Source organism: Streptomyces sp. NBC_00448, from assembly GCF_036014115.1.
In the GTDB taxonomy this organism is placed as follows: domain Bacteria; phylum Actinomycetota; class Actinomycetes; order Streptomycetales; family Streptomycetaceae; genus Actinacidiphila.
This window is the reverse complement of the sequence record NZ_CP107913.1, coordinates 6,160,893-6,172,931: the sequence shown is the minus strand read 5'-3', so window position 1 is coordinate 6,172,931 and position 12,039 is coordinate 6,160,893. Positions and strand designations below refer to the sequence as shown.

Genomic DNA, 12,039 nt, shown 5'->3' with positions numbered 1-12,039 from the left:
ACTCCCGTACGGCTTACTGCCTGCCCGGCTGGCTACCTGCCCGGGCTCGGCTCGGCTCACAGCGCGGAGCCGGCCACCCACTTGCTCCACGACATGTTCCAGCCGTTGAGGCCGTTGTCGGGCTGGATGGTCTTGTCCGGCGAGTTCTTCACCACGACCACGTCGCCGATCAGCGAGTTGTTGTAGAACCACGCCGCGTCCGTCGTGTCGTCCTTGCCGCCCTTGACGTCGCTCAGCCCGATGCAGCCGTGGCTGGTGTTGGCGGTGCCGAAGATCGACTTGTCGGACCAGTAGTTGCCGTGGATGAACGTGCCGGAGTTGCTCAGCCGCATGGCGTGCGGCACGTCGGGGATGTCGTACTCGCCCTTGCCGTCGTCGTCGGTGAAGCCCACCGTCGCGCCGTTCATCCGGGTGGTCTGGTCCTTCTCCTCGATGACCATCTGGCCGTCGTAGGTGGTGTGCCCGTCGCCGCCGGCGGAGATCGGCAGGGTGCGGATCACCTTGCCGTCGCGGACCACGGTCATCATGTGCGTGGCGGCGTCCACCGTGGAGACCTGCGAGCGGCCCACGTCGAAGCCGACCGTCTTGTGCTGCGTGCCGTAGACGCCCGGGGCGCCCTCGACGCCCGCCAGGTTCAGATTGAGCGTGACGTGCGAGCCCGCCTGCCAGTAGCTCTGCGGCCGCAGGTCGAGCCGGGTGGAGCTGAACCAGTGGCCGACGACCTGCTGCCCGCTGCTGGACTGCACGGAGATCCCGCGCTGCACGGCGGCCCGGTCGGCGGACGAGATCGCCTTGCTGAAGTTGATCGAGACCGGCATGCCCACGCCCACCGTGGAGCCGTCCTCCGGGGTGAAGTACCCGACGAAGCTGCCGGTGGCCGCCTTGGTGCCGAACGTGGCCTGCGTGGAGGTCGTACGCCCCTGCGAGTCGCCGGCGGTGGCGGATATCCGGAACTGGAGGCCGTGCGCGAGCGTCGCGTTCGGCGTCCAGGTGGTGCCGTCGGCGGATATCCTGCCCGCCACGGTGTGGCCGGTCGACGTGGCCGTCATCGTCACCTTGGTCAGCTTGCCGCCGGTGACGCTCACCTTCACCGCGCCGCTCACCGCGGCCTGGGTGGTGCCGGACTTCGGCGAGATGGTGATCTTCGCGGTCGAGGTGTGCTTGGCCGCGGCCGCGTCCTCCCGGGCCTGCGTCTGCGGGCTGGTGGTCGGGCTCGTGGTGGGGCTGGAGCCCGGGTCGGCGGAGGTGGCGCCGGTCGTCGGGGAGACGGACGCGGCCGCGTTCTGGCTGCTGTCCTTGCCGCTGTCGCCGTGGCCGCACGCGGTCAGCGCCACCGCGCCGCCGGCCACCACCGCGAGCGCCGCGAGGGTGCCGCGGCGGAACACGGTGCGCTTCCGGCGGACTACTCCGGTCGGGCCGTGCTCGGCGGGGCCGTCCTCTGCGGAGGCGGGGGATTTTCCGGTGTCGGGCGGCGTCACGCGTCTCTCCCATGATCGGGGTCGCCCGCAGGCCGAAACGATCGGCGCGGGGCTTCTTCCGCCATCCATGGAAACAGCCTCGGCGCCAGATATGTCCCTTCCGATGGAAATTGTGGGCTTTGACACGTACTCCCCGTGATGACCGTCACGTGGCTTTCCGTAGCCGCCCGCCACGCACCGCGAACGGCCGGCGAATCCCCGTCGGGCCGACCCGCCGCTTCCCACCGGCCGCCGCCAGTCACTACGATCGGCTCTTACGGTCAACTCGCCGCATCCGCTGGGGGATCAGATGGCCTCGCCCCGCCCGTACGTCGCCGTGGCCGCCGCCGCCGTGCTGGCCGCGCTCTACTTCGTCCCCTCGGCACACGCGGGCACCGCCACCGTCGCGGACACCTTCACCGTCGCGGCCACCGCACCGGCCGCCACCTCCGCCCGGACCCCCGCGACCACCACCCAGGCGGAGCCCGCCGGGTCGCTCGCCGAGACCGGCATGATCGACACGAAGCCCTACGTCATCGGCGGCGCCGTCTTCCTCCTCGCCGGCGCCGGCCTCGTCGTCAACGCCACCCGCCGCTCCCGCCACGCCTTGCAGGTCGCCGAAGCGGCGGAGGACGCCGACCCGGAGGAGTAAGCCGGCCACTCTCCGCCCAGCCCGCCCTCCCCCGCCCACCGCCGGGCGCGCCTCTCCCCCGTCGCCCCTCCCCCATCGGCCCCCGTCGGCCCGGCCAAGCCCAGCCCCGGCCACGCCCCCACCCCGCCCGCGAGCCCCCGCGACAGGCAAAACCTCGGTCAAGAGGGTGGCCGCGATTCATTTATCTGAACTCCGGGTCTTGACGTGCACCAGCCAACGGCCCAACCATGCTGACTCATGGTTAGGAAGCTTTCCTAACCTGTTAGCCCCTGCCGGTCTTGCGCTCCCCCACTGTCTCCTCCGCCTCCCGAGAGGTTTCACCATGGCCAAGTCACCCGTCCGCCCCGCACTCGTCGCCGCGGCCGCGGTCGCCCCGGTGCTCGCGCTGCTCGCCGCGGCCCCCGGCGCCCACGCCGCCGCCATGGCCCCGACCGCGCTCCCCGCCCAGTTCGCGGCGCCGTACCTGCAGATCGACTCCTCCACCGCCAAGGACATGGCCGCCGACCAGAGCGCGAGCGGGCTGAAGAACTACACGCTGGCCTTCCTCACCTCCAAGTCCGGCTGCACCCTCCAGTGGGAGGACGGCGGGGACTCGGTCGGCGCCTTCAGCTCCCAGATCAACGCGGTGAAGTCGGCCGGCGGCAACGTGATCCCGTCCTTCGGCGGCGCCGGCAGCAAGGAACTCGCCCAGACCTGTACCTCGGTCTCCAGCCTCACCGCGGCCTACCAGAAGGTGGTCAGCACCTACGGCGTCACCCGGCTCGACTTCGACATCGAGGGCGACACCCTCGCCAACGGCAACGCCAACGCCCGGCGGGACCAGGCCCTGGCGGCGCTCCAGCAGGCCGACCCGTCCGTGCAGATCGACTGGACGGTGGCCGTGGACCCGGACGGCATGGAGTCCGACGTCACCACCCTGCTCAAGAACGCGCAGTCGGCGGGGGTGAAGACCAGCGCGGTGAACCTCATGACCATGGACTTCGGCGACGGCGAGAACGCCCTGGCGGACGCGGAGTCCGGTGCCACCGCCGCCGAGAAGCAGTTCGCGAGCATCTACGGCGGCTCGGCCGCGCAGAACTGGGCCCGGATGGGCCTGACCCCGATCGCCGGCCAGAACGACGACGACGAGGACTTCACCCAGGCGAACGCCTCCACCCTGGAGAGCTTCGCCGCGTCGAAGGGCGTTCAGGAACTGGCCTTCTGGGAGGTCGACCAGTACGACAAGCCGACCGGGTACGCCTACTCCAAGATCTTCAACAAGATCTGAAAGACCTGGCGGATCTGACGCCGAGGACGACGGCGGGCGCACCCTGACCTGTCCGGACCCGCATGCCGGCGATGCGGGTCCGGACGCTCCCCCGGACCGGACCCGGACCCGGCCGCGGGTCCGGACACCCACCGGCTAGGCCAGCGGCCCCGTCACGCTCTCCGCGGCCCGGACCAGGGAGCCGTAGCGGACGAAGGCCTCCGCGGCCGCGAGGTCGGGCGCGAGGAAGCGGTCCCGCCCGGGCCCGGGCACCCCGGCGGCGCGCAGCGCGGCGAGCACGGCGGCGGTGGCGGGCGCCGGGCGCAGCTCGGTCCCGGTGGTACGGATCTCCAGCGCCCGGGTGGCCGCGAACATCTCCACCGCGATGACCCGGGTGAGCGCGTCCACCGCGGTCCGCAGCTTCCGCGCCGCGGACCACCCCATGGACACGTGGTCCTCCTGCATCGCCGAGGAGGGGATCGAGTCGACGGACGCGGGCACCGCCAGCCGCTTCATCTCGCTGACCAGCGCCGCCTGGGTGTACTGCGCGATCATCAGCCCGGAGTCCACGCCCGGGTCGTCGGCGAGGAAGGGCGGCAGCCCGTGCGACCGGTTCTTGTCGAGCAACCGGTCCGTACGCCGCTCCGCGATCGACGCGAGGTCGGCCGCGGCGATCGCGAGGAAGTCCAGCACGTAACCGACCGGGGCGCCGTGGAAGTTGCCGTTCGACTCGACCGTGCCGGCCTCCGTCACCACCGGGTTGTCGATGGCCGCGGCCAGCTCGCGGTCGGCGACCAGCCGGGCGTGCGCGAGGGTGTCCCGCCCGGCCCCGGCGACCTGCGGCGCGCACCGCACGGAGTACGCGTCCTGCACCCGCGGCGCGTCGTCCTGGTGGTGGCCGGTCAGGCCGGAGCCCGCGAGCACCCTGCGCATGTTGTCCGCGCTGGCCGCCTGCCCGGGGTGCGGGCGGATCGCGTGCAGTTCGGGCGCGAGCACCCGGTCGGTGCCGAGCAGCGCTTCGAGGGTGAGCGCGGCGGTGACGTCGGCCGCGGTGAACAGCCCCGCCAGGTCCGCGCAGGCCATCACGAGCATCCCGAGCATGCCGTCGGTGCCGTTGATGAGGGCCAGGCCCTCCTTCTCGCGCAGCTCGACCGCCTCGATGCCGTGCTCGGCGAGCAGTTCCGCCGCAGGGCGCACCACGCCGTCCGGCCCTTCCGCCTCGCCCTCCCCCATCAGCACCTGGGCGCAGTGCGCGAGCGGCGCGAGGTCGCCGGAGCAGCCGAGCGAGCCGTACTCGTGCACGACCGGGGTGATGCCCGCGTTCAGCACCGCCGCCATCGTCTCCACGACCACCGGGCGCACCCCGGTACGGCCCGACGCCAGCGTCTTCAGCCGCAGGAACATCAGCGCCCGCACCACCTCGCGTTCCACCCGCGGGCCCATGCCCGCGGCGTGCGACCGTACGAGGCTGCGTTGCAGCTGGGCGCGCAGCTCCGGGCTGATATGGCGCACCGCCAGCGCGCCGAAGCCCGTCGAGACGCCGTAGACCGGTTCCGGTTTCGCGGCGAGCGCGTCGATCACGTCGCGCGCTCGCGCGACGCCTTCCAGCGCCTCCGCGCCGACCTCGATCCGCGCGTTGCCGCGGGCGACGGCTGTGACGTCTTCCGCTTCCGTACCGTGCGCGCCCAGCACCACCACGTTCTGCATATCCATATTCACAAACCCTAAGCACTGAATCGTTCCCTGTCACCCGCCGCCCCGGCGGTCCTCGCGGCGGGCCCGGCGGCGGTCCTCGCGGCGCCGGTCGCGGCGGTCCACCGCCAAGGCGCCGAGGCCGAAGAGCAGGAGGCCGCCGGACACGGCGGCGGCGAGGAGCGCGAAGACGACGTTCGTGACGCTGTGGCTGTGCGCGGCGCCCGACGGGTCCACGTGGACGGACGAGACCGTGCCGTCGGAGTAGCGGCGGGCGGCGTCGCGGCGCTGCTGGTGGGAGCGGCCGTCGACGCTCCAGTGGTAGACGCAGGAGTACACGTCCTGGCTGGAGCCGACATCCGGGTTCACCACGGTGCCGTCCCGGCGGCACGCGGTGACGGTCGCGCGGACCTTCGTGGGAGAGTAGCCCCACTCCCGCAGCGCGTGCGTGCTCCACGCGGTCGAGGCCGCGCAACTCCAGACCAGGGCGAGCGCCACCGCGGACGCGCCGAGGTGTTCGCCCAGGTCCTCCCCCTTGCGCAGGGGCAGGGCGGTCAGCACGGCCACCAGCAGGGCGGCCGCGGTCACGGTGAGCGCGATCCGGGCCGGCGCCTCCCACGCGCGGTCGGCCACCACCAGCCACAGCACGACCCACCCCGCGACCGCCGACGCGGTCACCGCCGCGACCGAGACCCGCTGCCACCTGTTCACGCCGCCCACCCCCTCCGGCGCCCACGCGGCGCCGTGCGGTTCCATGCTCATCACCCGGCGCGGGCCCGTAAAGCCACGCCGCAAGCTCCGCCGGGACGGCGGCGGTCGGACGCGGTGCCGTGCGAGGATGGCGGGAGGTTTGCGATCGTTAACCGAGCGCGGGAGGGACGGGCGGAATGGGCGAGCAAGTGGAAGAGGGCGCGCGGAGGTTCGGGGACGTCGTGGTGGTGCGCCGGCACGGGGACCGTGTCGCCGAGGTGGTGCTGGACCGCCCGAAGGCGATGAACGCGGTGTCGACGGGCATGGCCGAGGCGATCGCGGCCGCGTGTGCGGCGGTGGCCGCGGACCCGGCCGTGAGCGTCGCGGTGCTGACCTCGTCGAGCGAGCGCGCCTTCTGCGCCGGAGCGGACCTGAAGGAGCGGAACTCGCTGAGCGACGCCGAGTTGCTGCGCCAGCGCCCGCGCGCACGGGCGGCGTACGGCGGCGTACTGGACCTGCCGATGCCCGCGATCGCCGCGGTGGGCGGGTTCGCCCTGGGCGGCGGCTACGAACTCGCCCTCGCCTGCGACCTGATCGTCGCGGACGAGTCCGCGGTGGTCGGGCTGCCGGAGGTGTCCGTGGGCGTCATCCCCGGTGGCGGCGGCACCCAACTGCTGCCGCGCCGGGTGGGCGCCGCCCGGGCCGCGGAACTGGTCTTCACCGCGCGCCGCGTCCCGGCGGCCGAAGCGCTGGGGCTGGGCATGGTCGACCAGCTCGTCCCCGCGGGCCAGGCCCGTACCGCCGCTCTCGCCCTCGCGGAGCGTATCGCGGGGAACTCCCCGGTGGGGTTGCGCGCCGCCAAGCAGGCCCTGCGGGTCGGCCACGGGCTGGACCTGCGGACCGGCCTGGAGGTCGAGGACGCGGCCTGGCGCACCGTCGCGTTCTCGGCGGACCGGGCGGAGGGGGTCGCGGCGTTCAACGAGAAGCGCCCGCCGGCCTGGCCCGGCCTCTGACGCCGCCTCTTACGCCGCCTGTTACGCCGCCGCGGGCCGGGGCCCGTATCGACCTCCGTTCCGACCCCCGCACCGGCCCAGGCCCCGCCCCGGACCGGCCCGGGACCCGCCCCCCGTATCGGCCCCCGGACCGGTCGCCGGGATTCGGGGGAGGTCCGTTCGGCTCAGTGCGGGGCCGGTCGAGCGTCAAGGCGGGGCAAAGGTGCCTAGCCTGGGGTGATGGCGGAAGGTACAGCCGATGTGCGGCTGCGGGCGGTCGTGGAGCTGGCACAGGCGCTGGCCACGGCGCAGACCCCGCGTGCGACGGTCCGGGCGGGGGCGCGCCGCGCCCGGTTGGCGATGCAGGGCACCTTCGCCGCGGTCTCGGCGTGGGAGCGGGAGACCGGCCGGCTGCGGGTCCTGGTCAACGACGGCGACCTGGCCCCGGGCGAGGAGGCGGAGCCGGCCGACGAGTCGTACTCGGTGCACGACTTCCCGGAGATCGCCGAGTTCCTGCACGGCACCTGGGCCGCGGGCGGTGAGCCGCACGCGTGGGTGGAGACGAAGGACGCGACCGGTACGTCCCCCGGCGGAGGAAGCTGGGGCCGGGCCGCGGCGCTGCGGCGGCGCGGGCGGGGCAGCTGCGTGGTCGCGCCGATCGTGCTGCACGGGCGGGCGTGGGGCGAGCTGTACGTCGCGCGGCGGGTGGGCGAGGCCGGCTTCGACCGCGCGGACGCCGACTTCGCCACGGTGCTGGCCGCGCTGATCGCGTCCGGGATCGCCCAGACCGAACGTCTCGCCGAAGTCCAACTCCTCGCGTTCACCGATCCGTTGACCGGCCTCGGCAACCGCAGGGCGGTGGACGTGCGGCTGGACGAGGCGCTGGAACTGCACCGGGAGCAGGGCGCGGTGGTGAGCTTGGTGGTGTGCGACCTGAACGGGCTGAAGCGGGTCAACGACCGGCTCGGGCACGCGGTCGGCGACCGGTTGCTGGAACGATTCGGCTCGCTCCTCTCGCTCTGCGGCGCGATGCTTCCCGGGAGTCTCGCGGCACGGCTCGGCGGGGACGAGTTCTGCCTCGTCGCGGTGGGGCAGACCGCCGACGAAGTCGTACGCGCCGCCGACGAGTTGTGCCGCCGCGCCGCCGAACTGGAAGTCGGTGACGGAGTGGCCTGCGGCCTCGCTTCCACCGGTGACCCGATCGGACCGGTCCGCTCCGCCCGGCGCCTCTTCCGTCTGGCGGACGCGGCACAGTACCGGGCGAAGGCGCTCCGCGCGGACTACCCGGTGGTCGCGGGCCGTGAGGGCCCCCAGGACCCGGTGGTCCGCCTCGCTGACTCCCCCCCGTCCCGCCCCGAAGGCGAACGCCGCGGACTCCGTGGACGGCGCCCCTGACCCCCGGGCGCCCCGGTGCTGTCGGCCGAGGACCACCTGCCGGTGGGGGCACGCACGGCCCCCGACAGCCAGCCGAGCCTCCGGATCTACGGACCTACGGACCTACGGACCTACGGACGAACGTGGCGTTCTCGCTGCGCTGAAGCAGGACGACACGGTTCCGGAACCACGATGCGTCCCTTCGCCGGCCGGCCGATCGGCATCTCAGGCCAGCGCTTCCCGCGCGCGGCGGGCCAGTTCGGACGCTCCGGGCACCCTACGTCGTTGGTAGACGGCGAGAGGTGACCGGAGCCGACCGGCCGGAGTCAGTTCCGCACTGCTTTCGTCGCGTCAATGGGGACACCCCTTGACCACAACTCCTCGGCGTGCTCAGCGAAACGATCGAAGAGTCCCCCTGTGCTCAGCTTTCGCAGGTGAAGAAGGGGCGAGTCATGCCCGACCAATCGAGCGAGATGCGGAGTGACGAGGGCTTCGCCATCGAATCTGAACACGGACAAGGACACGTGGTTCACCGCGTCTTCCGTCGCCGAGTACCGGACCTCAAGCCCCTGGTGCGATCCGAGTTTCTCTATGTGCTCCAGGGTGATGCGAATCCGCGTCGACACGCTGAGAGCAACCTCTTCCACCCGCTCTCGACTGCGCGTGACCTCACCTTCGGGATCTCCGAGCAGAAAACGGACTCGACATCCAGTGTCGAGTTTCCCGAGCAGAGTTGCAACGAAATGCGGTTGATCCAACCAAAGGAAATAATTCGTGTAGCCGGCGAAGAAAAGATCATCTGCAGCGTTGGCGGTCAGCTCCCCCCAAACCGTCGACGGACACGCCGAACGGTAGGGGTAAGAGCGAACAATCTCCTGGTCGCCACCCGTCTTGATTCGATTTTTCACCGCTTTCGGCCACAGCATATCCTGGTCAACTCCCAGCACAGAGGATACGTCTTCCCGATTTCTGGCGTGCGGGATCAGCTCCGCGTCAGCCACCCATCGTTCAACGGTCTTGCCAGAAACGCCAACTCGAAGCGCAAGCTGTCGCGGCGACATGCTCGCCGACTGCATAGCAGATCGCAGGTACGTATTCAATACTTACCCCTGGGTCGTTTGGGCGTTCTCTACGGTAGCGGCCAGACGTCTGGACTGTCTCCCGACCTGGAAACAAAAGTCCCTGACGGGTCTTCACCATGGACTGACACAGCCCCGGATGCCGCTGTCGCGGCGCGGGGTGTGACGCACCTGGGAGGCAGGCCGACATGTGGAAACCCGTCAGGCGTTGGTGGCCGGCGCCGCGCACTGCTCTGATTGGTGTCGCGATCTCAACGCAGTCGGGGGCTGCACGGTGAGTCTGCGATTGCTGCCCTGGCCCGGGCCGAACGGACAGGCGTGTTACCTGCCCTCGGTTGAGCGCGACACGGCATCGGCGTTGTGGCGGTTGGCGGACGAGATGGAGTCGGTGCAGCTCGGAATGGGCTCGGAGTTGCTGGGCTTCGTGCGTAAGACGCTGCGGGAGGCGGCTCCGTCGGAGACCGAACTCCACGGCATGGTGACGCACTTGTGCGCGGCGTTGTCGGACGCGCTGCGCGTTGCCGACAGCCGTGGTGCGCTGCTGGACCTGCCACCGGTGGCACCCGGTCGCCCCCTTGATTCATGAACTCCCCCTTGTAGCTCAGTCAGGAAGAGCCCGGGCGGCACCGCACACTCTCCGTTCATGCGTGCGGGCAGGCCCGATGACTCCGGTTCGAGTCCGGACAAGGGGACGTGGCGCCCCGGCACGCGGAATTCCCGTGGCCCCCGGGGCACATAGCACCAGCACGACCATCACCGTAGAGAGGAATTCCGTATGGCCGGAAGCAGCGTAAGCGGCGGGAGCGGGAGCAAGGTCGTCATCGACTGGGAGTGGTTATCCGCGCGGGAGTTGTACGCCAGCGAGCTGGCCTGTCGGCGGCAGCAGGCGGGGCTCACGCTGATGGAACTCGCGGGGCTGTGCATGTACGAGCAGTCGTACCTGCACCGGCTGGAGCGGGGGCAACGTCTCGGCACCCTTGAAGCGGCTGCCGCGCTGGACAAGGTGTACGGCACCGGGACCCTCCTGGTGAAGCTGTGGCACCTGGCCAAACGCGAGGCGAAGGACCGCCCGTTCCTGGGACTTGCCCCGTTGGAGGCGGACGCGGTGAGCGTCCAGGAGTACGCCGTCAGCGCCGTGCCGTACCTGCTCCAGACCCGCGCCTACGCCGAGGAGCAACTGAGCACCGTCCGCCCGCACCGGGTCAAGGAGTTGGGCGCCCAGGTCGCCGCACGGCTGAAGCGGCAGGACCGTCTCACCGGCCCGAACCCCGTCCACTACCGCGCGCTGATCGACGAAGCCGTACTGCGCCGCAAAGCCCGCGACCCCCAGACGTGGACCGCCCAACTGGAACACCTCATCGAGACCGCCCAAAAGCCCGATGTCTCCCTGCACGTCGTCCCGTTCGGCACCGGCCCGCACCACATCCGCAGCTGCTTGGAGCTGATCTTCTTCCAGGACGGCCACGTGGTGGCGTACACGCAAAGCAGTTGGAGCGGCCACCTCGTGGAGGAACCCGAAGACGTCGAACCGCTGCGCCTCGCCTACGACCTGCTCCGCGACACCGCCCTCACGCCGACGGACTCGCTGACCTTCCTCCGCACCGCGCTGGCCGAACACACCGCAATGGAGCCCCACCGATGAACACCGACGCCACGGCGTTACGTACGACCAGCCGAGCACGCACCTGGCGGATCACCACGACCAACGGCACCACGGCCTACGGCTACCTGCCCGCCTGGGCGGACGACGACCCCAGCGAGACCGACCTCGACCCGCGCACCCTGAGCCTCACCCTCACCGACATCGTGCACCACTTCCCATTCACGGGCATGACCACGCCCCTCGTCACCCACCGCGAGGACACCCCGGACGCCGACGACGGCATCGCGTCGTACTTCTGCGAGATCGAGTGCCACCCGCACCCCGACCACGCCCACCCCGACGGCCCCCTCACCCCCGTCCTCCACGTCCAGATCACCCAGAACCACACGACGACCTGCCACGAACCCGCCGAACTCATCACGCTCATCGCCCAGTTACGCGCCCACACCGACTACCTCACCCGCGACGTCCTCCCCACCTTCCGCACCATCCACGACGACTGGGCCACCCACCACCGCGAGCCCACGAAACAGCCCTCGTGAGCCCGGACGCACCGACCCTCCGCGGAGCGGAGAGCCCTGCCCGCCCAGCCCCCACCGCCGAGGGACAGCTCGGCCCGCTCATGCCGGCCGCTTTCGTGGCGGGCGCGCTCCAGCGGCAGCTCGGAGAGGGATTCCGGCTCTGTACGTTATCATGTACGTTATGAAGACGATGAGTGTCACCGAGCTGCGCTCCGGGATCGCCGACGCCCTCGACGCGGTGGAGAACGACGCCGAGGAGCTGGTCATCACCCGCGCCGGCCACGAACCGATGGTCATCGTCTCGCTCGCCGAGTACGAAGCGCTGAAGGAGACCGACTACCTGCTGCGGTCGCCGGCGATGGCCGAGCGCCTGCGCAGGTCCATCGAGCAGGACAGGGCGGGCGGGGGCACCCTCCGCGACCTGGTGGACTCCGACGACGAGGCCGGACAGGGCGTCGCGTGAAGGTCTTCTTCCTCGACGACGGCTGGAACGACTACCTGTGGTGGCAGGCGAACGATCGCAAGCTGCTGAAACGGGTCAACCAGCTCATCGCCGACATCGACCGCAACGGCCACGAGGGGATCGGCAAGCCCGAACCGCTGCGGAACGACCTCTCCGGATACTGGTCGCGTCGCATCAACTCCGAACACCGGCTGGTGTACCGCATCGACGAGGACGACGTCATTCACGTCGTGGCGTGCCGCTTCCACTACGAACGCCGATAGAGCACGC

General features: G+C 71.2%; 13 protein-coding genes, 1 tRNA gene and 1 pseudogene. 10 read left to right on the top strand and 5 right to left on the bottom strand.

Going from position 1 to position 12,039, the window contains the following annotated elements:
• Positions 1 to 56: 56 nt before the first annotated feature.
• On the bottom strand, positions 57 to 1,385 hold the full coding sequence (locus tag OG370_RS26625) for an Ig-like domain-containing protein (RefSeq protein WP_443060895.1): 1,329 nt from the start codon (positions 1,383 to 1,385) through the stop codon (positions 57 to 59).
• A gap of 382 nt (positions 1,386 to 1,767) precedes the next feature.
• On the opposite strand from OG370_RS26625, the gene OG370_RS26620 reads away from it, so the two are divergent.
• Positions 1,768 to 2,109 carry a hypothetical protein gene (locus OG370_RS26620; RefSeq protein ID WP_328468494.1) on the top strand — a complete coding sequence of 114 codons (342 nt, stop codon included), beginning with the start codon at positions 1,768 to 1,770 and terminating at the stop codon, positions 2,107 to 2,109.
• 322 nt (positions 2,110 to 2,431) lie between these two features.
• On the top strand, positions 2,432 to 3,376 hold the full coding sequence (locus OG370_RS26615; RefSeq protein WP_328468492.1) for a glycosyl hydrolase family 18 protein: 945 nt from the start codon (positions 2,432 to 2,434) through the stop codon (positions 3,374 to 3,376).
• Between the two features lie 135 nt (positions 3,377 to 3,511).
• Here OG370_RS26615 and hutH read toward each other — a convergent pair whose 3' ends face one another.
• Both hutH and OG370_RS26605 read right to left on the bottom strand, forming a co-directional pair.
• Entirely contained in the window at positions 3,512 to 5,068 is a 1,557-nt protein-coding gene (gene hutH, locus OG370_RS26610; RefSeq protein ID WP_328468490.1) for a histidine ammonia-lyase, read from the bottom strand.
• A 33-nt stretch (positions 5,069 to 5,101) separates the two neighbouring features.
• Positions 5,102 to 5,803: a hypothetical protein gene (locus OG370_RS26605; protein ID WP_328468488.1), complete on the bottom strand. Its 702-nt coding sequence runs from the start codon at positions 5,801 to 5,803 to the stop codon at positions 5,102 to 5,104.
• A 131-nt stretch (positions 5,804 to 5,934) separates the two neighbouring features.
• On the opposite strand from OG370_RS26605, the gene OG370_RS26600 reads away from it, so the two are divergent.
• Together OG370_RS26600 and OG370_RS26595 are read left to right on the top strand one after the other, a co-directional pair.
• Positions 5,935 to 6,750, top strand: a complete 816-nt coding sequence (locus OG370_RS26600; RefSeq protein ID WP_328468486.1) for an enoyl-CoA hydratase-related protein — start codon at positions 5,935 to 5,937, stop codon at positions 6,748 to 6,750.
• 219 nt (positions 6,751 to 6,969) lie between these two features.
• Positions 6,970 to 8,124 carry a GGDEF domain-containing protein gene (locus OG370_RS26595; RefSeq protein ID WP_328468484.1) on the top strand — a complete coding sequence of 385 codons (1,155 nt, stop codon included), beginning with the start codon at positions 6,970 to 6,972 and terminating at the stop codon, positions 8,122 to 8,124.
• Between the two features lie 204 nt (positions 8,125 to 8,328).
• Here the strand turns inward: OG370_RS26595 and OG370_RS26590 are convergent.
• Both OG370_RS26590 and OG370_RS26585 read right to left on the bottom strand, forming a co-directional pair.
• Positions 8,329 to 8,415: pseudogene (locus OG370_RS26590) on the bottom strand (tat (twin-arginine translocation) pathway signal sequence domain-containing protein); the annotation flags it as partial.
• Positions 8,416 to 8,429: 14 nt separating this feature from the next.
• Positions 8,430 to 9,104 carry an XRE family transcriptional regulator gene (locus tag OG370_RS26585; protein ID WP_328468482.1) on the bottom strand — a complete coding sequence of 225 codons (675 nt, stop codon included), beginning with the start codon at positions 9,102 to 9,104 and terminating at the stop codon, positions 8,430 to 8,432.
• Positions 9,105 to 9,372: 268 nt separating this feature from the next.
• On the opposite strand from OG370_RS26585, the gene OG370_RS26580 reads away from it, so the two are divergent.
• From OG370_RS26580 to OG370_RS26555, 6 genes are all read left to right on the top strand, one after another.
• Positions 9,373 to 9,768, top strand: a complete 396-nt coding sequence (locus OG370_RS26580) for a hypothetical protein (protein WP_328468480.1) — start codon at positions 9,373 to 9,375, stop codon at positions 9,766 to 9,768.
• A 4-nt stretch (positions 9,769 to 9,772) separates the two neighbouring features.
• A tRNA-Cys gene (locus tag OG370_RS26575) sits at positions 9,773 to 9,874 on the top strand.
• A gap of 83 nt (positions 9,875 to 9,957) precedes the next feature.
• On the top strand, positions 9,958 to 10,824 hold the full coding sequence (locus OG370_RS26570) for a helix-turn-helix domain-containing protein (protein WP_328468478.1): 867 nt from the start codon (positions 9,958 to 9,960) through the stop codon (positions 10,822 to 10,824).
• Positions 10,821 to 11,327, top strand: a complete 507-nt coding sequence (locus tag OG370_RS26565) for a DUF6907 domain-containing protein (protein ID WP_328468476.1) — start codon at positions 10,821 to 10,823, stop codon at positions 11,325 to 11,327. Before OG370_RS26570 ends, OG370_RS26565 begins: the two co-directional genes overlap by 4 nt.
• A gap of 160 nt (positions 11,328 to 11,487) precedes the next feature.
• Positions 11,488 to 11,769 (top strand): type II toxin-antitoxin system Phd/YefM family antitoxin, encoded by a 282-nt coding sequence (locus OG370_RS26560; protein WP_443060748.1) that lies wholly within the window; start codon positions 11,488 to 11,490, stop codon positions 11,767 to 11,769.
• On the top strand, positions 11,766 to 12,032 hold the full coding sequence (locus tag OG370_RS26555; RefSeq protein WP_328468472.1) for a Txe/YoeB family addiction module toxin: 267 nt from the start codon (positions 11,766 to 11,768) through the stop codon (positions 12,030 to 12,032). The genes OG370_RS26560 and OG370_RS26555 overlap by 4 nt, the downstream gene beginning before the upstream one ends.
• Positions 12,033 to 12,039 lie beyond the last annotated feature (7 nt).

Excerpts from the sequence above, each read along its gene's own strand:
- OG370_RS26565 (WP_328468476.1), top strand. The coding sequence starts at position 10,821 with ATGAACACCGACGCCACGGCGTTACGTACGACCAGCCGAGCACGCACC.
- OG370_RS26615 (WP_328468492.1), top strand. The coding sequence starts at position 2,432 with ATGGCCAAGTCACCCGTCCGCCCCGCACTCGTCGCCGCGGCCGCGGTC.
- OG370_RS26600 (WP_328468486.1), top strand. The coding sequence starts at position 5,935 with ATGGGCGAGCAAGTGGAAGAGGGCGCGCGGAGGTTCGGGGACGTCGTG.
- OG370_RS26620 (WP_328468494.1), top strand. The coding sequence starts at position 1,768 with ATGGCCTCGCCCCGCCCGTACGTCGCCGTGGCCGCCGCCGCCGTGCTG.
- OG370_RS26560 (WP_443060748.1), top strand. The coding sequence starts at position 11,488 with ATGAAGACGATGAGTGTCACCGAGCTGCGCTCCGGGATCGCCGACGCC.
- OG370_RS26595 (WP_328468484.1), top strand. The coding sequence starts at position 6,970 with ATGGCGGAAGGTACAGCCGATGTGCGGCTGCGGGCGGTCGTGGAGCTG.
- hutH (WP_328468490.1), bottom strand. The coding sequence starts at position 5,068 with ATGGATATGCAGAACGTGGTGGTGCTGGGCGCGCACGGTACGGAAGCG.
- OG370_RS26570 (WP_328468478.1), top strand. The coding sequence starts at position 9,958 with ATGGCCGGAAGCAGCGTAAGCGGCGGGAGCGGGAGCAAGGTCGTCATC.
- OG370_RS26605 (WP_328468488.1), bottom strand. The coding sequence starts at position 5,803 with ATGGAACCGCACGGCGCCGCGTGGGCGCCGGAGGGGGTGGGCGGCGTG.